This is a genomic window from Achromobacter sp. ACM03, from assembly GCF_014851665.1.
Classification (GTDB): domain Bacteria; phylum Pseudomonadota; class Gammaproteobacteria; order Burkholderiales; family Burkholderiaceae_B; genus Achromobacter; species Achromobacter aegrifaciens.
This window is the reverse complement of record NZ_JACVAD010000008.1, coordinates 19,595-42,797: the sequence shown is the minus strand read 5'-3', so window position 1 is coordinate 42,797 and position 23,203 is coordinate 19,595. Positions and strand designations below refer to the sequence as shown.

Here is a 23,203-nt window from a genome sequence, read left to right as displayed (position 1 = left end):
AGATATTTGAAATCTTTATGAGTCCCGCAGGCCGTGATGCATAGCTGGCGGGACATGGTCCTGGGCCGCTTCGAGAATCGCGGCGCCCGACATCACCAGTTTAGGCAAGGCAGTTGCCAAGGAGACAGATCAGTATGGAGAATCCGCGCTATCTCGGCGATCACGCCGCTTTGACGCCGGACAAGCCGGCCGTCATCAACGGGACCACCGGCGAGGTGCTGAGTTTTCGGGAGCTCGATGAACGTTCAAATCGCTTCGCGCAGTACCTGTACGCCTTGGGCCTGCGGCGCGGAGATCACATCGCGATGCTGCTCGAGAACAACGCCCGTTGTTTCGAGATCTGCTGGGCGGCGTTGCGTTCGGGCCTGCTGATCACGCCGATCAATCGATTCCTGAGCGTTGACGAGGCTGTCTATCTGATTGCCGATTGCGAAGCGCAGGTCGTCGTCAGCTCGCTCGCCATGAGCGAATTGGCTGGGGCGCTGACCGAGCGTATGCCGGGCTGCCGTGCGCGCCTGATGATCGATGGCGTTATCGAAGGCTGGGACGGTTACGAGGCAGCTGTGGCGCCCTTCCCGGCGCAGCGGCTCGAGGAAGAGTGGCTGGGCGCCACCATGCTCTACAGCTCAGGGACGACGGGGCGGCCCAAGGGCATCCTGCGTAATTTGCTCGAACGCAAAGTCAACGATGAACCTACGCCGCAGCGTAGCAGTCAGACCAAGCGCTACGGCTACTCCTGCGAAACCGTCTACTTGTCGCCCGCGCCGCTCTACCATGCCGCTCCACTGGGGTTTGCGCTCAACGTTCAGTTCGAGGGCGGCACCGTGGTATTCATGGAAAAGTTCGACGAGAAAGAGGCGCTCGCTCTGATAGCGCGGCACCGGGTCACACACAGTCAGTGGGTGCCGACCATGTTCATCCGCATGTTGAAGCTGCCCGAAGCGGAGCGCCAGGCGTTCGATCTGTCGAGCCACCGCGTGGCAATCCATGCCGCCGCACCGTGTCCCGTCGAGGTAAAGCGTCAGATGATCGCGTGGTGGGGGCCCATTCTGAACGAGTACTACGGGGCGACAGAAGGCAACGGCACCACGTCGATTGATAGCGAGGAATGGCTGACCCATCCTGGTTCGGTGGGCCGGGCGGCAACAGGAGTCCTTCATATCTGTGACGAGACTGGCAATGAGCTGCCGGTCGGAGAAACCGGCCTGGTCTACTTCGAGCGGGACGAGCTGCCTTTCCGTTACCACAACGATCCTGAAAAGACGCGCGCCGCGCAGCATCCGCGCCATCCGACCTGGACGGCTATCGGCGACATCGGGCATGTGGATGCCGACGGCTACCTGTATCTCACGGACCGCAAGGCCTTCATGATCATCTCCGGAGGCGTCAACATCTATCCACAGGCCATAGAAGACGCGTTGCAGATGCACCCCAGCGTTGGCGATGTCGCAGTGATCGGTGTGCCGAATCCGGAGATGGGCGAAGAGGTCAAGGCCATTATTGAACCGGCCGCCGGCGTAGCGCCGTCGGAAATGCTGGTCGATGAGCTGCTTGCACTATGCCGCCAAAAAGTGGCGCGCTACATGGTGCCGAGGTCGGTCGAATTCGTTGAGAAATTGCCGCGCCTGCCTACCGGGAAGCTATACAAGCAAGCCCTGCGTGAGAAGTATTGGCCAAAGCCCTCCGCCAATTAGCGGTGTCCCAGGGAAGCCGCAGTACGTGAGCGTCTGGCAGACTGGTACGTGAAGATCAGGGTCCGAAATACTCGCCCGCTTTCGCACCAGGCCGGCGCAGTCCTGGGGGCTGAGGTAATCGCCGTCGAAGGCGCCGAGGCGGCTGGGGAAAGCGGCTCTGCCGCTGTGGCCAAGCTGCTCAATCGGGGCAAACGGTCCATTGTGGCTGACCTGAAGACGTCAGAGGGGCCCGAGACGGCCCGTGGCGAGCATGGCGAGGTGATTCTTGCCGTGTTGGAGGGCGCCGCAGCCCTCAACGTCTGGCGCACGCTGTCGTGACCCCCGACGGCCAACGGCCCGCTTATGCCCGCCGTTGGCCGCCAAGAATCATTCCACCGTTACTCCAGTCTCGGCCGTCAGCTTGAGGACGATAGGGAGATAGGCGTTGTACTCGGCCTGGGCCTCATGGGGCAGGTTTCCGATGGGTTCCAGGTCCATCCCAAGCAGTCGTTGCCTGACCTCTGGAGTCTTCACCGCAGCGCTGACTTCACGGCCCAGGCGCTCGATGATCTCCGGAGGCGTTTTGGCTGGAGCAAGCACCGTGGTTGGCGTGGAGACGTGGAAAGCCGTGCTGTCATAACCCTCCTCTGCCACGGTGGGGACATCCGAGAACGCGCCGATTCTTTTGCTGCCGAGGATGGCAAGGGCCCGAATCTGGCCGGAAGCGATGTGCTGCTTGAGCGAGGAAACCGAAGCGACGGCAATGTTGATCTGACCGGCAAGCAAATCCGTCACGATAGGCAATTCGCCCTTGTACGGCACGTTCAGGATGTCGATGCCATATGTCTTGTTCATATAGTGCTGAATGATCTGTGGCGAGGACCCCGGCCCCCACGACCCTATTCGCAGCGTACCAGGGTGCTTCTTTGCGTAGGCTATCAGCTCGTCGATGGTATTTACCGGCAGCGACTTGTGGACAACGATCACGGCCGAGCTCTTGGAGACATCGGAGATCTGCTGCAACTCGGTGCGAGGGTCGTAGGGCAGCTTTTTGTAAAGAACCAAGTTCGCACTGAGCGGGGTTGCGATGGTCAGCAGCAAGGTGTATCCGTCCGGAGCGGACTTGGCGGCGGTATTGGTGCCGATGATTCCGCCTGCGCCAGGCTTGTTCTCGACGAGTACAGGCTGCCCAAGGCGCTTGCCCAGACCTTCGGCAACCGCGCGCGCGACATTATCGATCTGTCCGCCAGCCTGATAGGGCACGATCATCCGCAGCGGCCTGGACGGATAATCGGTCTGGGCGTACAGGGAAAAGGGCAGAATTGCCAAGGCGGCGGCAGTCCATCCGATCCGTTTGGCCTTCATGGCCAGCATAGGCATGGCGGCCTTCCGACGCCAGGAAGTGCGATAAAGCATGGTTTGTCTCCTCGCGCCGGTCAGAGCCGGCGCAGTATTGGTTTTTCCTGCAATACGTTGCCAAGACTGCAATGCGCAGTCTCTAGCGTCCGATGAAACGAGGCGGCCTCTTTTCGTTGAAAGCGGCGATGCCTTCCTTGAAGTCCTGCGTTTGGTGAATCTGCGGCTGGATCATGGCTTCGAGATCGAGGAATTGGTCCAGGCTGGGCGATAGCGAAAAGTGGAACATCTTCTTTGCCATCGCCAATGCGTAGGTAGGCTGAGTCGCCAGCGTTTGCGCCAGTTGGTCCGCGGCGGATTCAAGTTCGCCGTCCGGCACTACGCGCGTGATCAGATCCATCTCGGCAGCCTCTTGGGCTGAGAAGGAGCTTGCGGTGAATACGAGCTCGCGCGCGCGCGCCAGCCCGATCAGGCGTGACAGGAAGAACACCGCGCCGGAATCGGGCGCCAGGCCGCGGCGCGCGAAAATGCAGGAGAAGCTGGCCGTCTCGGACGCGATCACCAGGTCGCAGGCCAGCATCATGCTCAAACCGATGCCCACGGCTGAACCGCGCACGGCAGCGATCACGGGTTTTTCTATGGTGTAGAGATTGCGGATGAGCGCGTGCGCATTGTGTTGAAGGTTGTTGCGCGACCCCTTGACATCGCGCACTGCCAGTTTCGCGACGTCGGCGCCAGCGCAAAAGCTGTCGCCCGCGCCGGTGAGAACGACGACCCGCACTTCGTCGTCGCGGTTGGCATTGGTGAAAGCGTCGGCCAGGTCCTGACGCATGTTGTTGGCGAGCGCATTCTTGCGCTCGGGCCGATTGAGGGTGATGCGTGCGACCGCCCCTGCTTTTTGATATTCGATCTCGGCCATGATTGCTTATCTCCCAATTTCCGATTCAGCGGCGGATGGCGCAGTTTCTTCGGTCAATACCAACAGGGCATCGACCGCGACGGCACCCTGGCCTTGCGGGTAAAGCAGGACCGGATTCAGGTCGATCTCGTCGATGCGCCCCGGATGCGCGGCAAGCAGGTCCGAGACCGCCACCAGAACTTGCGCGAGCGCGTCCAGATCCGAGGCAGCCTCACCTCGCACGCCTTCCAGGATCGCACTGCCCTGCAGACGCGAAATCATGTCGCGCGCAATGGTGAGATCCAACGGCGCGGCAGCGAATACGACGTCGCGCAGAACCTCGACGTAGATGCCGCCAAAGCCCAACATCACCAGGGGGCCGAAATCGGGATCGTTGACGGTACCCACCACCATTTCTCGTCCTGGGGGCATCATCTTCTGGATCTGTACGCCTTCGATACGGGCCTTGGGCGCATAGCGCCTGGCGTTGGCGATGATGCCCGCATAGGCCGCCTCTACCTCCGCGGCGCCAGTCAGGTTCAGCGCTACGCCGCCCGCCTCGGTCTTGTGCGGAATGTCGGCGGAGACGACCTTGAGCACAACCGGCCAACCGATGCGCTCCGCTTCCGCCACGGCTTGAGATGCGCTGGTGGCGAGCGCTTCGGGCGCCATGGGAACGCCATAGGCTGAAAGCAACGCCCGTGCTTGAGCGGCGTCCAGTGAGCCGCCCGCGCCGGGTAGCGTTACGCGCGGGGTCGCCACGCTGGGAATGGCCGACTCGGCGGCGCGGCGGGAGAGCCATTGGTCGCGAAACAGCCGATAGTCGTCCAGCTTCGTCATCGCATAGGCGAAGCCCTCCAGGTCCAGGTGCAAGCCGCCAAGGCGGGCCAGGGTCTCCAGGCCAGAAGGCGCCGGAACGCCCGGAGAATGGAACACGAGCGGCCGGGTGGATTTGGCCAGGAGCGGAGCCAACTGGGCCTGCATATCCGGAATGCGGCGTGAACTGACCAGCGACACAATGATCAATCCCACATCGAGGTCAGGCGCGCGTTCCAGCAGTTCGAGTATGCGCATCAGCGTCGCGCCGCCGTCCTCGACGACATGAGCTGTGACGTCGACGGGGTTCTCGCTGGAGCCGTAGTCCGGCACGATGGCTGCCAGTTCTTGCTTCAGGGCCGGGGTCAGCTCGGGAACGTCGAGCCCCGCACGTTCGCAGATGTCGGCGGCCCAACCGCCAGCGCCGCCCGAGGTGGTTATGATGCCGACGCGCTTGCCTTGGGGCTGGGCGCCAACGCTGACGGCTGCTGCGATGGCGAGCATCTGCTCGGGGTTGTCGACGCGGATGACCCCATAACGCCGGAAAGCGGCCTCATAGGCGGTGTCTGCGCCGGTGAGATGAGCGGTGTGCGAGACTGCTGCACGTTGGCCCGCCATGGACTGTCCCACCTTGGCCACCACCAGGACGATGCCGGCGTCGGCGGCGCGCGCGGCGACCTGGGCAAACCGTTCCGGATCGCGAAAGCTTTCCAGGAACAACAGGATGGCTTTGGATGTCCCTTGCGCGATCAAGTGATCAACGACCTCCAGCATTTCGACGTCGGCCTCATTGCCGGTGGAGACGAGGCGGCCGATCGGGATATGCTCACGGCAAGCGCGGCTATACAGCGCGAACGCCATGGCGCCCGATTGCGAGACGATGCTGACGGGGCTGCGCAAGGGCAGCGAACCGTGAGGCGGCGCCGGCATGGCCTCCAGCGTCGGGCTGAACGTGGCGGTCATGCCGGATTCGATATCGATGAAGCCTTCCGCGTTGGGCCCAAGAATACGCATGCCGGTGCGCCGCGCGAAAGCGGCGACCCGATCTTGCAGCCGCTCGCCGTGGCTGGCGTTGCTGGCCCCTGCGGAGAAAATGGCGGCAGCCTTGATGCCGCGTCCGGCGCATTGTTCGAGCACCTCCATGACCTGAGGGGCCGCGACGGCGATCAAGGCGAGGTCCACGGCTTCGGGCAGGGCCAGCACGTTCGGGTAGGCCTGCAGCCCCTGAATGGTGGAGCTGCTCGGATTCACGGGATAGATCGCCCCGGCGAAGCCGCCCGTGCGCAGCAGTTTTAGCAGGCGCCCACGGATCTTGTTGGTGTCTTCCGAGGCGCCGACGACCGCCACGTGCTTCGGGGAGAAGAGAGAGGAGAGGCTGTTCAAGGCGCGAATCATCCTGTTCTTGGTTGGCTTATGGGAAATGGGGCTGTCGTTGAGAGTCGCCCGTGCTGCGGGTATCCGTCGCGGGCGTGTCAGTTGCGATTCATGATCTTGGCGAGCAGCGGCGTAATGGTCCGGTGTTCCTGCTCCAGGCGTTGGCGCATCGCTTCAGGCGTGCCGCCCAGGACCTGGTAGCCCGATGCCAGCAGCTGGGCGCGATTCGCTTCCAGGGCAAAGGCCGCCGCCCGGTTCAGGCGCTGGATGACGGCGGGCGGCGTGCCGGCAGGCGCGACGATGCCCGTCCAGGTGTCGGAGACATAGTCTGGCTGCCCCAGCTCTTCGCCCATCGTGGGTACCCCGGGCAGAAGCGGCATGCGTTCGCGACTGCCGACGGCCAGTATGCGCAACTTGCCGTCGCGCATGGACGGATAGGCCGAACCGACGTAGGAAAGCATCATGTCGATTCGTCCGCCGAGAAAGTCCGTGGTGGCCGGCCCCGCGCCCTTGTACGGCACGTGCAGGATGTCGATCCCCGCCGCGTGCTTGAGCGCTTCGCCCGCCTGATGCGGGGACGTACCGCTGCCGGGAGAGGCATAGGTCAGCTTGCCAGGGTGATTCTTCGCATAGGCGGCCAGTTCCCGCAGCGTCTTGAAGCGCGATTCCGTCCGTACCGTGATCGTCATTGGCGCCAGGATGACGAGACTGACCGGCGCCCAGCTGGTTACGGGGTCATAAGGAAGCTTTGCGTAGATTGCGGGGTTGACGACATGCACGCCGGCGGTACTGGCGAGGATGGTGTAGCCATCCGGCGCGGCCTTGGCTACCGCTTCGGCGCCGATGATGCCGCCTGCGCCGGCGCGATTCTCGATCACGATGCTCTGGCCGAGCTCCTCGGACATGCTTTTTGCCAGTATGCGAGCGACCGTATCGGTGGCGCCTCCTGGCGGAAATGGCACGACCATCCGGATGGCGTGATCAGGGTAATTGGCGCCGTTTGCAGTACCTGTGGCGAACCATGCCACGACCGCAAGAGATGCCGTGGCCAAGGTGGAAATTACGCGCCGCAAGTGGCGGCTATCGATGTTCATGCCTATGTTCCCCTGGTTGATTGGGAAATGTTGGACTGTCGATTCAGGCCTGAAAACTTCGCATTGCGCATGGAAAAGTTGAGGAAAACGCATGGCTGTGAACGCTGCGGCGCGTTTGCGGCGATTTCTGCCGCACGGTCCGGAGCATCAAGCTCGTACTTCGGCAGAGTCGGGCGATCCTGCGGGATGCCTGCGATCCGGAAGCTATGTATTTATGGAATGTCTTCCGGAGCAACGTGAAGTGTTGCGCGAGGACATCCAGGTTCATCATGAGCTTCGTAAAAAATTCGATGGTCCGCGCGGGTCAATCCAGATTGCCCGATGCGCCGTCACGGGCGGCACGGCAGATCGCGCAGGACGAGTTCCAAGGAGCAGGAGACATAGATGCAGATCGTGGCAGCGGTCACGCGGGCGCCCAACGCCCCGTTCACGCTTGAGCAGATCGAACTGGATGCCCCGCGTGCGGATGAGATTTTGATCCGCATAGTCGGCGCCGGGATTTGTCATACCGACCTGGTTGCGCAAGCGGGTTCGTTCCCCATGGCGATGCCCGCCGTCTTCGGACATGAAGGCGCCGGTATCGTTGAAGCGGTTGGGACCGAGGTGCGCAAGGTCCAGCCCGGAGACCGCGTCGCGATCACATTCCTGTCCTGTGGGCGGTGTCCAACTTGCGAGCGGCATGAGCCAGCCTATTGCCACGCCAGGCGTACCCTGAACTATCGGGGCGCGCGCGCTGACGGCTCCGCAACCCTGTGCGATGGCAATGGGGCGATCTCGGGGAGCTTCTTCGGCCAGTCGTCATTTGCGACTCACGCCATTGCCCTGGAGCGCAATGTCGTCAAAGTCCCGCAAGAGATGCCTTTGCATATCGCCGGTGTGCTGGGGTGCGGAGTACAAACCGGCGCCGTCATGCGTTCGATGGCATGCCGGCCCGGCTCGACGCTGCTTGTTTTCGGCGGCGGGGCGGTCGGGCTCAGCGCAGTCATGGGCGCGGTAGTCCAGAGCTGTCAGACCATTATCGTCGTCGAACCCAATGCGCTACGGCGGGACCTCGCGCTTACGCTGGGTGCGACCCACACGATTGATCCCGCAGGGGCGCCCGATCTGGGGATGGCGGTCAGATCGATCTCCCCGCACGGGGCCGACTACGTGCTCGATACCAGCGGCGTTCCGGCCGTCGTCGGCGCGGTGCCGGCGTGTCTGGCGCCGCGCGGCACATTCGGCTTCGTCGGCGTACCGCCCGCGGCGGCGCGAGAGCTGGGGCTGCCCGGAACTCTCTTGACGGCGATGGGGAACGGATACACGTACCGGGGCATCATCGAAGGCGACAGCGACCCGGATCAGTTCATTCCAGAATTGATGGAGCTCCATCTTCAAGGTCGATTCCCCTTCGACAAGCTGATCAAGACCTACCCGTTGGCCGAGATCAACCGTGCGATTGCCGAGCAGCAACAAGGCCTTTGCACCAAGCCCGTACTGCTGCCCTGAATGCGGGCGCCGCACTTCTCTATTCCCAGGAACCGGAAACCATGAGTCTTCCCGACGCAATCTTGCCGCAGCATATAGCGGATGCAATCATCGATCCCAAGGTCCATGCCGACCTGGAGCGGCTGCATGCCGCCTACGCCTGGGCGCGTGCGAACAACCCGTTGGGCCGGGCGCAGGTAGAAGGCTATGATCCCTTTTGGGTCGTGACCAAGCATGCCGACGTCTCGCTGATCGGGCGCGATAGCCAGACCTTCCACAATGCGGATCTTCCCGTCGTCTGCTTGCCGCGGGCGACCATCGAGCACATGATCGCCACGACGGGCAATCGCGATCTCACCAAATCACTGATCCGGCTCGATGATCCCGAGCACAAAAAGCTGCGTGCGCTGACTCAGGCATGGTTCATGCCCAACAGCATCCTGAAGCTCGACGAGCGGATGCGGGCGCTCGCCAAAGCTACGGTCGACAAAATGGCTGTGCAGAGCGGCGAGGTCGTTGATTTCGCGCGTGACGTGGCGGTGCATTATCCCCTGCATATCATCATGGACATTCTGGGCGTGCCGTCCGAGGACGAGGCGCGCATGCTGACGTTGACGCAGGAGCTGTTTGGCGGAGATGACCCCGAACTCAGTCGCAATAAGGGCTCCTCCATGGATTTGAAGGCCAAGGCCGAGGCGAAAAAGGCGGTAATCGCCGACTTCCGGCAGTACTTCGACACCCTCACTGCCGACCGCCGGGCCAATCCGCGCAATGACGTGGCCAGCCTGCTGGCCAACGCTGAAATCGATGGGTTGCCACTGAGCGACATGCATCGCCTGGGCTACTACGTCATCATCGCCACGGCCGGCCATGATACGACTTCGTCGTCGACGGCCACCGCCATGTGGGCGCTGACCCAATCTCCCGAATTGTTGGCGCGGTTGAAGGCCGATAACACTCTCATACCGGCCTTTATCGAGGAGGCCGTGCGCTTTGCCTCTCCGGTCCGTCATTTCATGCGCTGTGCGACCGCGGACGTCGAGATCCGCGGCCGGACCATCAGAAAGGGGGACTGGGTGATGCTGTGCTATGGCTCGGCAAACCGCGACGAAGAGATATTCGAAGACCCATTCTCCTTCCGCATCGATCGCAAGCCCAACCGCCACCTAGCCTTTGGCATCGGCGCCCACGTATGCCTCGGGCAACACCTGGCCAGGATGGAAATGCGAGTGTTGTTCGAGACGATGATTCCGCGGCTCCAATCGGTTGAGCCTGCCGGCCCGCTTGAACTGGTCGCCTCGAATTTTGTCAGCGGGCCGAAGCGGCTGCCGATCCGCTACAAGCTGCATTGAATTCAGACAAGGGCGGCATCGGCATGAGTACGACAAAGACACTTCAGGTGCGCGTCACGCGGCGCACGCAGGAAACCGAGGACATCGTCAGCCTGGAATTGCGAGATCCCGCAGGAGGCTTGCTACCCGTATTTTCGGCGGGCGCCCACATCGATGTGCACGCGGGAACGGGCCTGGTTCGTCAGTATTCCCTCTGCGGCGCGCCGCAGGAGCGCGACCGCTACATCATCGGGATACTGCGTGAGGCCTCGTCGCGCGGCGGTTCCGAATGGATCCACGATCGCTGCCTCGAGGGTGCGATGATCCAGATTGGCGAGCCCCGCAATCATTTTCCGTTGCAAGAGGCAAGGCGCAGCATCCTGATCGGCGGCGGCATCGGCATTACTCCGCTGTTGAGCATGGCGGAAGCGCTGCACGCTGCCGGAGGAAATTTCGAACTCCACTACTGCGCCCGCAGCGTTGGCAAGACTGCCTTTCGTGGACGAATCGAGCAAGCCGCGTTCTCTCGGCAGGTGCAATGCCACTACGACGACGGTAGCGTGGATCAGAAACTCGATCTTGCCAGGTTGCTTTCGCAACCCGATGCGGGCACGCATGTTTACGTTTGCGGCCCTGCTGGATTCATCGATTGGGTGTGTCGAGAGGCGGCCGAGGCAGGTCTCGCTCGAGAGCAAATCCACTTCGAGTACTTCGGCGGCAAAGAAATCGACTCGGCCAACGACCAAGCCTTCGACATCAAGATCGCCAGCACCGGCCAGCTATTGCGCATCCCTGCTGACCGCAGCGCCGCAGCGGTGCTCCAGGAGGCTGGCATCGATATCTACACGTCCTGCGGCGAGGGCTCGTGCGGCACCTGCGTGACACGGATCGTGGAAGGCGTTCCGGATCACCGCGATGTGTTCCTCACGGATGATGAACACGCGGCGGGCGACCAGTTCACGCCATGCTGCTCGCGCGCGAAATCGCCTTTGCTGATATTGGATATCTGAGGAACGCCATGAATATCGAAGATCCATTCAGCATGACTGTCAGTGGCGCCGCGATTCCTTCGTTCGCCACCCTGGATGTCGTAGACCCGGCAACGGAAGAGATTGTTGCCGTCGCGCCGGACGCTACGCGTGCGCAGCTCGACCAGGCCGTGGAAAGCGCGCGCAAGGCGTTTTCGAAATGGTCTGGCACGCCTATTGCCCAGCGTCAGGATTTTCTGGTCAGGATCGGGCAGACTCTGGTCGCCAACCAGGAGATTTTGGCGCAGTTGCTGACGCGGGAGCAAGGCAAGCCGCTTGAGAATGCGCGCAAGGAAGTCGCACGCTCAGCATACTGGTGCGCCGAATTCGCCAAGCTTGATCTGCCGGTGCAAACGCTAGAGGACACCCCGGACATGCTGGTGCAGGTGCGGCGCGTCCCGATCGGAGTCGTTGGCGGAATCGTGCCGTGGAATGTTCCGCTGTTGCTCGCGCTCTGGAAAATTGCGCCAGCATTGTTGGCGGGCAACACGATGGTGCTGAAGCCATCGCCCTTTACGCCGTTGGCCACGTTGAAGCTCGGTGAGTTGCTGCGTGACGTGCTGCCGCCGGGAGTGCTCAATGTAATCAGTGGCGGCGATGCGCTCGGACCGTGGATGTCTTCTCATCCTGGCATCGACAAGATCAGCTTCACGGGCTCCACGCGTACCGGCCGTAGGGTCATGGAAAGCGCGGCCATCAACCTCAAGCGGCTGACCCTTGAACTCGGCGGCAATGACGCGGCCATCGTGTTGCCGGGCTGCGATGTCGAGGAGATTGCGTCGACGCTGTTTTGGGGAGCGTTTATCAATAGCGGGCAGGTCTGCGTTGCGATCAAACGGCTCTACATCCACGAGGACATTTACGAACGCATGGCCGGGGCGCTGGCACGCATTGCCAGCCAGACGCCGATGGGCCATGGCATGGACGCCGCGGTGAAGCTCGGTCCCGTGCAGAACAGGCAGCAGTTCGAGCATTTGAAGGGATTGCTTGCCGAGACCCGCGCCCAAGGTTGCCGAATTCTCGCGGGCGGCGAGATCCCGGCGGGCAAAGGGTATTTTTTTCCGGTGACGCTGGTCGACAACCCTCCGGACACCGCCCGCGTGGTCCAAGAGGAGCCGTTCGGTCCGATCTTGCCGTTGCTCAAATTCAAGGACGTGGATGAGGCCGTGGCGCGCGCCAATGATTGCGAATTTGGGTTAGGCGGCTCCGTGTGGGGACCTAACGAGGAGCAGGCGCTGGCTATCGCCTGCCGGCTTCACGCCGGCACGGTATCGGTTAACGGCACGCTGGCGCTCTCTCCTTCCAGGCCAATGGCAGGGCATAAGCAGTCGGGCCTGGGTGTGGAGAACGGCATCGAGGGGTTGTTGGAGTACACGTTGGCGCAGACGATATCCATGAAACCTCGGCGCGCATGAAACGGGAATGCAATGATGCGCATGCGGATGCTCTTCATGCCGGTTCTGGCGCTGTTGGCAACCTGGAGCGCAAGCTCTGCCCTCGCCCAGCCGTATCCTGTCCGTCCCGTTCGGATCGTCGTACCGTTCGCCGCCGGAGGCGCGGCGGATATCGTCGGCCGGTTGCTGGCCGAGGAAATGCGGAAGGACCTGGGGGTGGCGGTGATGGTGGAAAACCGCGGTGGTGCAAATGGCCTGATTGGAACCGAAGCCGTGGCGACGGCCGCGCCAGACGGCTACACGCTGCTGTTTGGAACGAACACCACGAATGCCGCCGCGCCGGCACTGTTCAAGCAGCTTCCATTCGATCCCGCCAAGGCCTTCCGCGCCGTCGCGCTGGTCGCCAGAACGCCCTTCGTGCTGGTCGTGCGCGGCGACGGCAGCATGAATACGCTTGGCGAACTGGTCGCCTTTATGAAACAGAACCCAGCGGCCGCAAACTACGCCTATAGCAATAGCACGGCTCAGGTGGCTGGGGCGTTCTTTGCCAAGCAGGCGAACGTGCCTATGACTGCGGTCCCGTACAAGGGCGAGGCCGCTGCGATTACAGACGTCGTCGTCGGCGAAGTGGCCTTTGCCTTTGCTAGTGTCGCGGCCGTGCGCCCGTTTCTGGATTCCAAGCGTGTGCGGGCGCTTGCGGTCACATCACGCGCCCGGTCGGCGTTGCTGCCCGATATCCCGTCCATCGTCGAGGCGGGATTTCCGGACGCGGAGACTGTTGCCTGGGCGGCGGTCTTCGCGCCCGCCGGTACTCCCGACGAGATTGTTCAGCGGCAAAGCGCCTCGCTTGAGAGGGCGTTGGCCCAGCCCGCCATGAAAAGGCAACTTGCACGTCATGGCAGCGAAGTCGATTACCTGCCTCTCCAGAAGACTGATGAATTCGTCAGGGATCAGTTCGAGGTCTGGGGGGCAAAGATTCGGGCGGCCGGTATCGAACCGCAGTAGGCCGCCGGCAACAAGCGTCGGCGCGCATAGAACGGGAATGCGACGATGCACATACGGAAGCTCTTCATGCGGCATCGTCGGTTTTCGGCTGCCTGAGCGCCGTCTCAGTCCAGCGTTACGCCCGTGTCGGCGTTCAGCTTGAGGATGATCGGAAGATAGGTCTGGTACTCGGCCAGGGCTTCGTCGGGCAGGTTCCCGATCGGTTCCAGGTCCATCGCGAGCAGCCTGTCGCGGACCTCGGGGCTCTGCACCGTAGCGCTGACCTCGCGACCCAGCCGCTCGACGACGTGTGCGGGCGTTTGGGCCGGGGCCAGCAGCGTCGTCGGTGCAATGGCCCGGTAAGCGTCATCGTTGTAGCCCGACTCGGCCATGCTTGGGACGTCCGGCAGGCTGCTGATCCGCTTGCTGCCGAGCACGGCGAGGGCCCGTATCTTGCCGGTGGCAAGGGGCTGCTTGAGCGTGAACACGGAGGCCAGGGCAACGTCGATCTGGCCGCCAAGCAACGCCGTCATGATCGGCAGCTCGCCCTTGTAGGGTACGTTCAGGATGTCGATGCCGTAGGTCTTGTTCATGTAGTGCTGAATGAGGTGCGGTGTGGAGCCTGGTCCCCACGATCCCATTCGGAGCGCGCCTGGTTCCCTTCTTGCATACGCGATCAGCTCATCGATGTTCCTGACGGGTAACGCACTGTTGATCACGATCACTCCCGTACCCTTGGCGACATCGGAGACCGGCCGCAACTCGGTGCGCGGATCGTAGGGCAGCTTCTTGAAGAGCACCAGATTGGCGGTGATCGGGGAGGCCAGCGTCAACAGCAGGGTGTAGCCGTCCGGGGCTGATTTGGCGACGTAATTGGTCGCGATGATGCCGCTTGCGCCAGGCTTGTTCTCCACGAGCACGGGCTGGCCGAGCCGTTTACCCAAGCCTTCGGCAACCGAGCGTGCGATGGTATCGACCTGCCCGCCGACCTGGTAAGGCACGATCAGATGCAAGGGCCTGGTTGGATAGCCGGTCTGGGCGCGCGCGGACAAGGGCAGGATAGCCAGCGCGGCGGCAAGCAATCCGACCCGTGTGGCAACCGCCGCCAGCGCTTGGGCAGCGGGTTTCCAGTACAAATGTTTGTTTTGCTTCATGGCCACTCTCCTTGCGCCGCAAGAGGTGGCTATCGGCGTCCATGCCTAGGCCTGTGTTGGGGCGGTGCGGCAATCTTGGACTGTGGGCGCCGGTCCGCAAACTGCAAATTCCGCATGTACATATGGGAAATACACAGGGCGCGCGCAGCGCAGGTGGGTCGGGAAGGGTTTTCGCCGCCTCTTCAACGCGAGGCGGTCGCCAGCCGCACGGCCAACCCGACAAACACCAGCGCGGCGATCCGGTTCAACCAGCGCTTGGCCGTCACCGAACGCTGCAGCAGTTCCCCGAACGCGCCCGAGAAGAACGCGATGGCGCCGAACACCAGCAGCGTGGACACCATGAACACCGCGCCCAGCTGCATGGTCTGCAAGCCCACGCGGCCCAGCGCCGGTGAGGTGAACTGCGGCAGGAAGGCGAAGAAGAACAGCAGGACCTTGGGATTGGTCAGGTTCATCACGATGCCGCGGCGATACAGCGCACCGGGCTTCATGGGTTCGGGGCGCTTGCCGTCCTCGGGTTCGACCGGCGCGCGCAGGATCTGCCATGCCAGATAGGCCAGGTAGGCGGCGCCCGCAAGCTTCAGCACGGTGAAGGCCATGGGCGAGGCCGCGAACACGGCCGCCAGCCCAACGGCCACGGCGGCCGTATGCCCCAGCAGCCCCGTGCACAGCCCCAGCACCACGAACATGCCGGCCTTGCGTCCCCAGATGGCGGATTGCATCAGCACGAACAGGTTGTCCGGCCCTGGAGTCAGGGCCAGCAGGACGGCAATGCCGAAGAATGCGATCAGGGTGTCGATGGGCAGCATGGGGGTCGCCTGGAACGGTTCGACCGGCTTCGGAAGGCCGGAAGTGGCATCATAAAGGGAAAGACGTGCCCATCATGCATGCCGCATGCGTCCCTGGCGGGGCGTGTGCGACCCGATCAGGAGAGACAACCGCCATGCCACCATCCGCCATGCCGCATTCCCCGCAGCCCTTGCAGGCCGCCGACGCACGCCCCGATGCCGCGCTCGAGGCGTGGCTGCATGCGCGCCACAGCTGCCGCGCCTTCCTGCCCGAACCGGTCGGGCGCGGCACCATCGAGCGCATCCTGGATCTGGCGCAGCGCGCCGCGTCCTGGTGCAACTGCCAGCCCTGGCAGGTGACGATCACCGAAGGCGCGGGTACGGAACGCCTGCGCGACGCGCTGCAACGCCGCGCGGAGCAGTCTGGCTTTACGCCGGATTTTCCGTTTCCGCGCGAGTATCAGGGCGAGTACCTGGCCCGTCGGCGCGAATCAGGCTTCCAGCTGTATGGCGCGGTCGGCGTGGCGCGCGGCGACCGCGAGGCATACCGCCGCCAGGAAATGCGCAATTTCCAACTGTTCGACGCGCCGCACGTGGCCATCATCACCACCGACGAGGCGCTGGGCGAATACGGCGCGATGGATTGCGGCGGCTATGTGGCCAATTTCCTGCTGGCGGCCCAGGCCAATGGCGTGGCGACCGTCGCCCAGGCATCCCTGGCCATGTACCCGGAAGTGCTGCGCGAGGAACTCGGCATCGCCGCGGGCCGCCGCGTGGTCTGCGGCATTTCCTTCGGTTATGCCGACACGGCGCACCCCGCCAACAGCTATCGCACCAGCCGCGCCCCGCAATCCGAAACCGTTACCTGGATCGGCGAATAGGGACAGGCTGCGCCTGGCCTGATATGGTTCATCCTGATCGCTTTTATTCCGCCCCTGTCCATACGCAAGCAGTCCACTGAAGATGCCCACCAAACACATCGATACGCTTCTGCAGCACGCAGGCACCGCCCCGTTCAACCCTGAAACCGGCACGGCGCCGGTGCCCCTGCCGCCGATGCGGGCCAGCACGGTGCGCTTCGAGAACCTCGCCGCGCTTGAAAAGGCCCAGCGCGACAAGGCGGCAGGCGGCCGCGCCTCCACCTACGGGCGCATGGGCATGGACACGCATGCGGCGCTGGAAGAAGTCTTCACCCAGCTCGAAGGCGGTACGCATTGCTACCTGGCGTCCTCGGGCCTGTCGGCGATGACCATGGTCATGATGGCCCTGTGCTCGGCCGGCGACCACGCACTGATCTCGGACTGCGTCTATGGTCCGATGCGCGAACTCGACGACGCGGTGCTCAAGCGCATGAACATCGAGATCACCTACTTCGCGGCTGGCGAGGATCTCGAAGCGCTGGTGCGTCCCAACACCAAGCTGCTGTACGTGGAGTCGCCGGGATCGCTGTTGTTCGAGATGCTGGACATGGGCGCCATGGCCGCTTTCGCGCAGAGCCACGGGCTGGTGCTGGCCACCGACAACACCTGGGGTTCGGGCTACATCTACCGTCCGCTGACGCTGGGCGCGCAGGTGTCTGTCATCGCCGGCACCAAGTACGTGGGCGGGCATTCGGACCTGATGCTGGGCGCCGTCGTCACCAATGACGAACAGATAGCCCGCAAGCTCAACCGCACGCAGTACGCCATGGGCTATTCGATCAGCGCGGACGACGCCTGGCTGGCCTTGCGCGGCGTGCGCACCATGCCCATCCGCATGGCCCAGCATGCGCGCCATGCCTTGCAGGTGTGCGAGTTCTTCAAGAGCCGTCCCGAGACCGTGCGCCTGTTCCACCCGGCCTGGCCGCAGGATCCCGGCCACGCCCTGTGGCAGCGCGATTGCACCGGCTCCAATGGCATGCTGTCCGTCGAGCTGCGCCTGTCGCCGGCGGCGGCGCGCGTGTTCGTGGATTCACTGACGCTTTTCGGCATCGGCTTTTCCTGGGGCGGCTACGAAAGCCTGGTGCAGCTGGTGTCGGGCAAGGACCTGGCCAAGCACCGCTACTGGGGCGAAGGCGACAACGCCCTGGTGCGGCTGCATATCGGCCTGGAATCGCCGGACGACATCATTGCCGACCTGACCCAGGCGCTGGAAAAAGCCGCGGCCGTCCAGGGCTGAACGACGCAAGGCGCGGCGGCCTCAGGCGGCCGCGCTACGTATCCACGCGCCGATGCGCGCGGCGATGTCGTCGCTGTTGTCGTCCATCATGGGCATGTGCGAATTGCCGGCAATGCCCATGTCGGCCAGGCGCCAGGTTTGCACGCGGGCGCCTTGGCGCGCCAGCTCATCGGCATAGGCCTGGCCGGTGGCGCACAGCTTTTCCCATAGCGGCGTCGCGTCCAGGTAGTCGCCATAGACGAACAGAAAGGGCTTGTCCGCCACGGCTTGGGCCGTCACCTCGGACGAGTAGCCCGAGGGTTCGATGCCGATGACGCCGCGCACCAGGTCCGGCCGCGCATGCAGGGCGCGGTAGGCGACTTCGCCGCCGTGGCTGTGCGCCATCACCAGGCACGGTCCGACGCGGTCGAGCACCGCGCAAAATCCCCGTAGGGCCGCATCGTTATTGCCCAGCCAGCGCGGTACCGCGTGGCGGATGAATTCGTCGAACGCGGCGACCGGAAAGCGCTGCCCTTCGAACGCGCGTCGCGCCGCGTAGTCTTCGGCGCGGCCGAAGCGGAACAGCGTCCAGCTTTCCTCGGCATTGCGGATGATGGGCGGCTCGGGCCAAACCTGTGTGAACGGGACCCAGCCTGCGCGGCCACGCTCGACGTTGTCCACGACGTACACCGCATGTCCCTGCCGAAGAAAGTGCTGCATCCAGCCGGGCCTGCCGTCGGGCGTCTGCTCCCACATCGCGCCCGTCATGCCGCCGCCATGCAGCAGCACGATGGGCAGCGGATGCGCCAGGCGCGCCGGGATGAAGTACTGCACGTAGGCCTGCTCGAAGTGATACAGGCCGTTGGGGTCATACGCCAGCGATGCGCTCTGCGTGAAGTCGATCTCGCGCTGCGGCAGGCCGTCGATACGCACCTGCCGCCCGCCCGCGTAGAAGCTGCCGAAGTCGGCCAGGGCCACTGCCTCGGGCGGCGCTTGCGTCATGGCTTGACCAGAGGACATTGGCTTTCCGACAAGGGCCAGGCCAGCGCCGCGCCAGGAATGTTGCGCACGATGTTGTAGTAGTCCCAGGGCGCCTTGGACTGCGCCGGCGTCTTGACCTGTGCCAGCATCATGTCGCGCACCACCAGGCCGTCTTCGCGGATGCGCGCGTTCAGGCTGAACGGGTCGTCGATGGGCAGCGATTTCATCTTTGCCATGACGGCATCGGCGTCCACCGTGCCTGCCGCCTTCACGGCTTGCAGGTAATGGCGCACCGAGCCGTAGACGCCTGCCTGCAGGAAGGTGGGCGGACGCCCCACGCGGGCCTCGAACTTCTTGGCGAAGGCGCGCGTGCCGTCGTTCATGTCCCAGTAGGACGGCACGGTCAGGTAGGTTTTCTGCGCGGCTTGCAGGCCCAGGCTGTGCACGTCGGTGATCAGCAGCAGCATGGCCGCCAGCTGCTGCGCGCCGCCGATGCCGAATTCCGCGGCCTGCTTGATGGCCGAGATGGTGTCGCCGCCCGCGTTGGCGATGGCGATGATCTGCGCCTTGGAGGCCTGCGCCTGCAACAGGAAGGATGCGAAGTCCGACGCGTTCAGCGGGTGGTAGACGGTGCCGACGACCTCGCCGCCGTTGGCCTTGACCACGGCCTCGGTGTCGGCCGCCAGCTGCTTGCCAAAGGCGTAGTCGGACGCCAGGATGAACCAGCGCTTGTTGCCCTCGTTGACCACGGCGGTCGCGGTGCCGCGCGACAACGCGTAGGTGGTGTAGGTCCATTGCACGCCGTAGGGCGAGCACTGCGCCTGGGTCAGCGCGGTGGTGCCAGGACTGGAGAACAGCACCAGTTTCTTCTTGTCGCGCGCGATGCCCTGCACCGCCAGCGCGACCGACGAGTTGGGCACGTCCACGATCACGTCCACGCCGTCGGTGTCGTACCACTTGCGCGCCATGCCGCTGCCGATGTCGGGCCGGTGCTGGTGGTCGCCCGAGACCAGCGAAATCGGCTTGCCCAGCAGGGTGCCGCCCATTTCCTCGATGGCCAGGCGGGCGGCTTCGACCGAGCCGCGGCCGGTGGCGTCGGCGGTGACGCCCGCCATGTCCGTGAGTACGCCGATCTTCACGCCGTCGGTTTCGTTGGCTTGCGCCAGGCCGGCGGCCAGCGCCAGGCACAGGCCCAGCATCGCGCGTTTGCGCGGGAATCGCTGCTTCATTTGTCTTCCACCCATTGTGTGCCGCTGTTGCGGCGATTTGTTGTGCGGAAAGTGTAGCGCGGGCTCGGGCGGGAACCGCAAAGAAAAACGCCCCGGCCGGCAGGCTCGGGGCGTTCGGGATTCCGGCTGGAAAGTATCAGTTGCGCGCCAGCGGGATCAAGCGGGTCACTTCCTTCAGCGCGCCTTCGTAGCTGTTGCCCGCCATGACCGGCGAGGTCATGAACTTGCCGCCGACGGCGAACGACGGAGTGCCGTCGATGCGGTAGGCGTCGGCCAGCTGGGTGGCGCGCTGCACCTGCGTCTGCACGCTGAACGAATCGAAGACCGAGTCGAACTTCTCGCGGTCCACGCCCTGCGTGGCGATCCATTCGCCCATCGCCTTCTTGTCGAACAGGCGCTTGTGCTCGCCGTGGATGGCGGCAAAGACCTTGGGGTGCAGATCCGGGCGGTCCAGGGCCAGCAGCGTGTAATAGAGCTGCTGCAACGGCTTCATGCCGGCGTTGAACGCGATCGGAACCTGCTTGAGCACCACGTCCGGCGGCGCGGTCTTGGCCCAGTCTTCAACCATGGGCTCCATGGCGGCGCAGTGCGGGCAGGTGTAGGCGAAGAATTCCAGGACCTCGATCTTGCCCGGGGTGTCCGACGGCAGCGGCGGATTGATGGCGATGGACTGCTGCGTGCCTTGCGCGTGGCTTGCCGGGCTGAAGAATGCCGTGGCGGTCAGCGCGGCCGCGGCCAGGATGCGGATTATCTTGGGGGACAGCATGGATGAGAGGTTCCTGAGTAAAAAGTTACAGACAGGCCCGGGGCCGGATAAGTTCAATGCTTGCGCGCGCGGCGGCCCACATTACTGGCGCACCACCGCGGTTTCGATCTTGTTCTCGCCCAGACGGCCGCGCGCCCGGTTCATGTCGTCCAGGCGGGCAAAGGGCCCCACCCTGACCCGATTGATGGGCTTGCCGTTCACTTCGGCCTTTTGCACCGCCACCGGCAGGCCCAGCAGGATGATGCGGGCCTTGAGGGACTCCGCGTCGTTCTCGCCCCGGAAGGCGCCGGCCTGCAGGTAATACGTGCCGTTGGCCGCGGAGGCGGTGGCGGCCGGCTTGGGAGCCGGCGCGGGCGCAGCGGCGGGGGCGGCCTTGGAGATAGGCGTGGGCGCCTGGCTGGGGGCGGCGGACGGCGCGGCCGAAGCCGCGGCGGGCGCCTTGGACGTAGGCAGGGTGGCGATCAGCGCGCCCAGGTCGTCCAGCTTGGCGGGGGTGTCGTCGCCCTTGGAGGCGGTGGGACCCGTGGTCTGGCCGGTACCGGCTCCAGGCAGCGGCGCGGGCGCTGTGGCGGTCGGGCCGGTGGACGGCGTGCCGGCGCCGCCGTCGCGGCCGTACAGGCCGGCGTTGGGGTCCGGCGCCTGGCGCGGATCCGGCAGCTTGCCGTTGTCGCCCTGGCGGCTGGCCCGGTCGACGAAGGGCACTGGCGCCTTGGTGACGTAGAAGGCGACGACGGCGGCCACGATCAGGCCGATGAGCAAGCCGGCCAGCGCGCCGTACAGGGTGCTGCCGCTTTCGCCGGAGGAACGGCGGGTGGTTTTGCGCTTGGTTGCCATGAACCGATGTTACATCCGCTCGGGCGCCGATACGCCCATCAGCTCCAGCCCGTTGGCCAGCACCTGGCGCGTGGTCGAGGCCAGGCGCAGGCGGGCCAGCTTCAGGGCCGTGTCGTCGACCAGCACGCGCTCGGCGTTGTACCAGGCGTGGAAATCCGAGGCGCAGTCGCGCAGCCAGAAGGCGATGTGGTGCGGCGACAGTTCCTGCGCCGCCAGCGTCACCACGTTGGGGAATTCGGCCAGGCGCTGTATCAGCGCGAATTCGGTCGGCGCGGTCAGCAGCGCCGCGTCGGCCTGGGCCACGTCGGCGGCCGGCATGGCGGCGTTGTTGATGACCGAGCAGATGCGGGCGTGCGCGTACTGGATGTAATAAACGGGGTTCTCGTCGCTCTTGGACAGCGCCAGATCCACGTCGAACACGAATTCCGTGTCGGCGCGGCGCTGGATCAGGAAGTAGCGCACCGCGTCGCGGCCCACCCAGTCGATCAGGTCGCGCATGGTCACGTAGCTGCCGGCGCGCTTGGAGATCTTGACCTCTTCGCCGCCGCGCATGACCTTGACCATCTTGTGCAGCACGTAGGCCGGGTACTCCTTGGGAATGCCCTCTTCCAGCGCCTGCAGGCCGGCGCGCACGCGCGCCACGGTGCCGTGGTGGTCGCTGCCCTGGATGTTTACGGCGCGATGGAAGCCCCGCTCCCATTTGGCCTTGTGGTAGGCCACGTCCGGCACGAAATAGGTGTAGCCGCCTTCGCTTTTGCGCATGACGCGGTCTTTGTCGTCACCCGTGCCCAGTTCGGTGGTGCGCAGCCACAGCGCGCCACCTTCCTCGTAGGTGTGGCCGCCGGCGATCAGCGCCTTGACGGTCGCTTCGACGCGGCCGGAGGTGTAGAGCGAGCTTTCCAGGTAGTAATTGTCGAATGCCAGGCCGAAGGCCTGCAGGTCCAGGTCCTGTTCGCGGCGCAGATAGGCCACGGCGAAGACGCGGATGTCGTCCAGGTTGTCGACGTTGCCCGTGGCGGTGACGTCCACGCCATCGGAGTGGACGGTCGCGCCGGCCTGGAAGTCGCGCGCGATGTCGGCGATGTAGTCGCCCTTGTAGCCGTCGGCGGGCCACTCGGGGGAATCGGTCGTCAGGCCGCGGGCGCGGGCCTGCACGCTGATGGCCAGGTTCTGGATCTGGTTGCCGGCGTCGTTGTAATAGAACTCGCGGGTGACGTCCCAGCCGATGGCGTCATACAGACGGCAGATGGCATCGCCCAGTGCGGCCTGGCGGGCATGGCCCACGTGCAGCGGGCCGGTGGGGTTGGCCGACACGAATTCGACCAGGATCTTCTCGCCGTTGCGCGGCGCGCGGCCGAAGGCGGCGCCCTGCTCGGCCACGGCGGCGATGACGGCCTGGCGCGCGGCGGCGGTGATGCGCAGGTTGATGAAACCGGGGCCGGCGATTTCAGCGGACTCGATCAGGCTGGCGGCGCCGGGTTGCGCCATCAGGGCGTCGACGATGGCCTGGGCCAGTTCGCGCGGATTGCGGCGGGCCGGCTTGGCCAGCTGCATGGCCACGTTGGTGGCGACGTCGCCGTGGGCGGCGACCTTGGGGCGCTCCAGCAGCACGTTTGCCACGGCGTCGGGCAGGCTTTGCGCGACGGCGGCCTGGATCAGGGAGATAAGCTGTTTTTGTTGCTCGAGGAGCATGGGCGTCTGGAGAAGTTCTGAGTTAGTGACGGACGCGCCCGCACAGGCCGGACCTGTCGGGCGGAGCGGACAGGGGCGGCGTAGCCGGGCGGACCGCGCGCGCCGGATTCATGGCCGCGTCAGGTCCCGCTGTCACGGGAATCTCCTGAATCATAGCTTGATTTGGCCATCGGACCGGCCTGCGCCAGGGGCGCGGACGCGGCGGCGG

The 23,203-nt window shown here is 64.4% G+C and carries 20 protein-coding genes; 9 read left to right on the top strand and 11 right to left on the bottom strand.

Features of this window, described 5'->3' with window-relative positions:
* Positions 1-134 precede the first annotated feature (134 nt).
* Together IB257_RS26715 and IB257_RS26710 are read left to right on the top strand one after the other, a co-directional pair.
* The gene (locus tag IB257_RS26715) at positions 135-1,694 is read left to right on the top strand and encodes an acyl-CoA synthetase (protein WP_192493072.1); all 1,560 of its coding nucleotides are present in this window, start codon (positions 135-137) and stop codon (positions 1,692-1,694) included.
* A gap of 48 nt (positions 1,695-1,742) precedes the next feature.
* Entirely contained in the window at positions 1,743-2,012 is a 270-nt protein-coding gene (locus IB257_RS26710; RefSeq protein ID WP_370540130.1) for a CoA transferase, read from the top strand.
* A gap of 48 nt (positions 2,013-2,060) precedes the next feature.
* Here the strand turns inward: IB257_RS26710 and IB257_RS26705 are convergent, their stop codons facing one another.
* From IB257_RS26705 to IB257_RS26690, 4 genes are all read right to left on the bottom strand, one after another.
* The gene (locus IB257_RS26705) at positions 2,061-3,089 is read right to left on the bottom strand and encodes a tripartite tricarboxylate transporter substrate binding protein (protein ID WP_225589253.1); all 1,029 of its coding nucleotides are present in this window, start codon (positions 3,087-3,089) and stop codon (positions 2,061-2,063) included.
* Positions 3,090-3,171: 82 nt separating this feature from the next.
* Positions 3,172-3,948 carry an enoyl-CoA hydratase/isomerase family protein gene (locus IB257_RS26700; RefSeq protein ID WP_175212869.1) on the bottom strand — a complete coding sequence of 259 codons (777 nt, stop codon included), beginning with the start codon at positions 3,946-3,948 and terminating at the stop codon, positions 3,172-3,174.
* Between the two features lie 6 nt (positions 3,949-3,954).
* Positions 3,955-6,126, bottom strand: coding sequence for an acetate--CoA ligase family protein (locus IB257_RS26695; protein ID WP_192493071.1), 2,172 nt, complete (start codon positions 6,124-6,126; stop codon positions 3,955-3,957).
* An 89-nt stretch (positions 6,127-6,215) separates the two neighbouring features.
* Positions 6,216-7,211 (bottom strand): tripartite tricarboxylate transporter substrate binding protein, encoded by a 996-nt coding sequence (locus tag IB257_RS26690; protein ID WP_370528716.1) that lies wholly within the window; start codon positions 7,209-7,211, stop codon positions 6,216-6,218.
* A 384-nt stretch (positions 7,212-7,595) separates the two neighbouring features.
* Between IB257_RS26690 and IB257_RS26685 the strand changes: the two genes are divergently transcribed.
* The 5 genes from IB257_RS26685 to IB257_RS26665 are packed head-to-tail and all read left to right on the top strand — an operon-like array spanning position 7,596 to position 13,436.
* Positions 7,596-8,699, top strand: a complete 1,104-nt coding sequence (locus tag IB257_RS26685) for an NAD(P)-dependent alcohol dehydrogenase (protein WP_192493070.1) — start codon at positions 7,596-7,598, stop codon at positions 8,697-8,699.
* Positions 8,700-8,740: 41 nt separating this feature from the next.
* Positions 8,741-10,030 carry a cytochrome P450 gene (locus IB257_RS26680; RefSeq protein ID WP_175212865.1) on the top strand — a complete coding sequence of 430 codons (1,290 nt, stop codon included), beginning with the start codon at positions 8,741-8,743 and terminating at the stop codon, positions 10,028-10,030.
* Positions 10,027-11,019, top strand: coding sequence for a 2Fe-2S iron-sulfur cluster-binding protein (locus IB257_RS26675; protein ID WP_370540129.1), 993 nt, complete (start codon positions 10,027-10,029; stop codon positions 11,017-11,019). The genes IB257_RS26680 and IB257_RS26675 overlap by 4 nt, the downstream gene beginning before the upstream one ends.
* Positions 10,974-12,452 (top strand): aldehyde dehydrogenase family protein, encoded by a 1,479-nt coding sequence (locus IB257_RS26670; protein WP_225589252.1) that lies wholly within the window; start codon positions 10,974-10,976, stop codon positions 12,450-12,452. The genes IB257_RS26675 and IB257_RS26670 overlap by 46 nt, the downstream gene beginning before the upstream one ends.
* 12 nt (positions 12,453-12,464) lie before the next feature.
* On the top strand, positions 12,465-13,436 hold the full coding sequence (locus tag IB257_RS26665) for a tripartite tricarboxylate transporter substrate binding protein (protein WP_192493069.1): 972 nt from the start codon (positions 12,465-12,467) through the stop codon (positions 13,434-13,436).
* Positions 13,437-13,540: 104 nt separating this feature from the next.
* Here IB257_RS26665 and IB257_RS26660 read toward each other — a convergent pair whose 3' ends face one another.
* A complete protein-coding gene (locus IB257_RS26660; protein WP_192493068.1) occupies positions 13,541-14,569 on the bottom strand; it encodes a tripartite tricarboxylate transporter substrate binding protein in 1,029 nt (342 codons plus the stop codon).
* Positions 14,570-14,751: 182 nt separating this feature from the next.
* Positions 14,752-15,378 carry a LysE family translocator gene (locus IB257_RS26655; protein WP_054455611.1) on the bottom strand — a complete coding sequence of 209 codons (627 nt, stop codon included), beginning with the start codon at positions 15,376-15,378 and terminating at the stop codon, positions 14,752-14,754.
* Between the two features lie 134 nt (positions 15,379-15,512).
* On the opposite strand from IB257_RS26655, the gene IB257_RS26650 reads away from it, so the two are divergent.
* Both IB257_RS26650 and metC read left to right on the top strand, forming a co-directional pair.
* On the top strand, positions 15,513-16,238 hold the full coding sequence (locus IB257_RS26650) for a nitroreductase (RefSeq protein WP_119449839.1): 726 nt from the start codon (positions 15,513-15,515) through the stop codon (positions 16,236-16,238).
* 82 nt (positions 16,239-16,320) lie between these two features.
* Entirely contained in the window at positions 16,321-17,514 is a 1,194-nt protein-coding gene (gene metC, locus IB257_RS26645; protein WP_054455607.1) for a cystathionine beta-lyase, read from the top strand.
* Between the two features lie 21 nt (positions 17,515-17,535).
* On the opposite strand, the gene IB257_RS26640 is transcribed toward metC, so the two are convergent.
* From IB257_RS26640 to argS, 5 genes are all read right to left on the bottom strand, one after another.
* Positions 17,536-18,513 carry an alpha/beta fold hydrolase gene (locus IB257_RS26640; protein ID WP_192493067.1) on the bottom strand — a complete coding sequence of 326 codons (978 nt, stop codon included), beginning with the start codon at positions 18,511-18,513 and terminating at the stop codon, positions 17,536-17,538.
* Positions 18,492-19,703, bottom strand: a complete 1,212-nt coding sequence (locus tag IB257_RS26635) for an ABC transporter substrate-binding protein (protein WP_119449842.1) — start codon at positions 19,701-19,703, stop codon at positions 18,492-18,494. Before IB257_RS26635 ends, IB257_RS26640 begins: the two co-directional genes overlap by 22 nt.
* 136 nt (positions 19,704-19,839) lie before the next feature.
* Positions 19,840-20,469 (bottom strand): thiol:disulfide interchange protein DsbA/DsbL, encoded by a 630-nt coding sequence (locus IB257_RS26630; protein ID WP_054455603.1) that lies wholly within the window; start codon positions 20,467-20,469, stop codon positions 19,840-19,842.
* A gap of 81 nt (positions 20,470-20,550) precedes the next feature.
* On the bottom strand, positions 20,551-21,303 hold the full coding sequence (locus IB257_RS26625; RefSeq protein ID WP_175181656.1) for an SPOR domain-containing protein: 753 nt from the start codon (positions 21,301-21,303) through the stop codon (positions 20,551-20,553).
* A 9-nt stretch (positions 21,304-21,312) separates the two neighbouring features.
* On the bottom strand, positions 21,313-22,995 hold the full coding sequence (argS, locus tag IB257_RS26620; protein ID WP_192493066.1) for an arginine--tRNA ligase: 1,683 nt from the start codon (positions 22,993-22,995) through the stop codon (positions 21,313-21,315).
* Between the last annotated feature and the right edge of the window lie 208 nt (positions 22,996-23,203).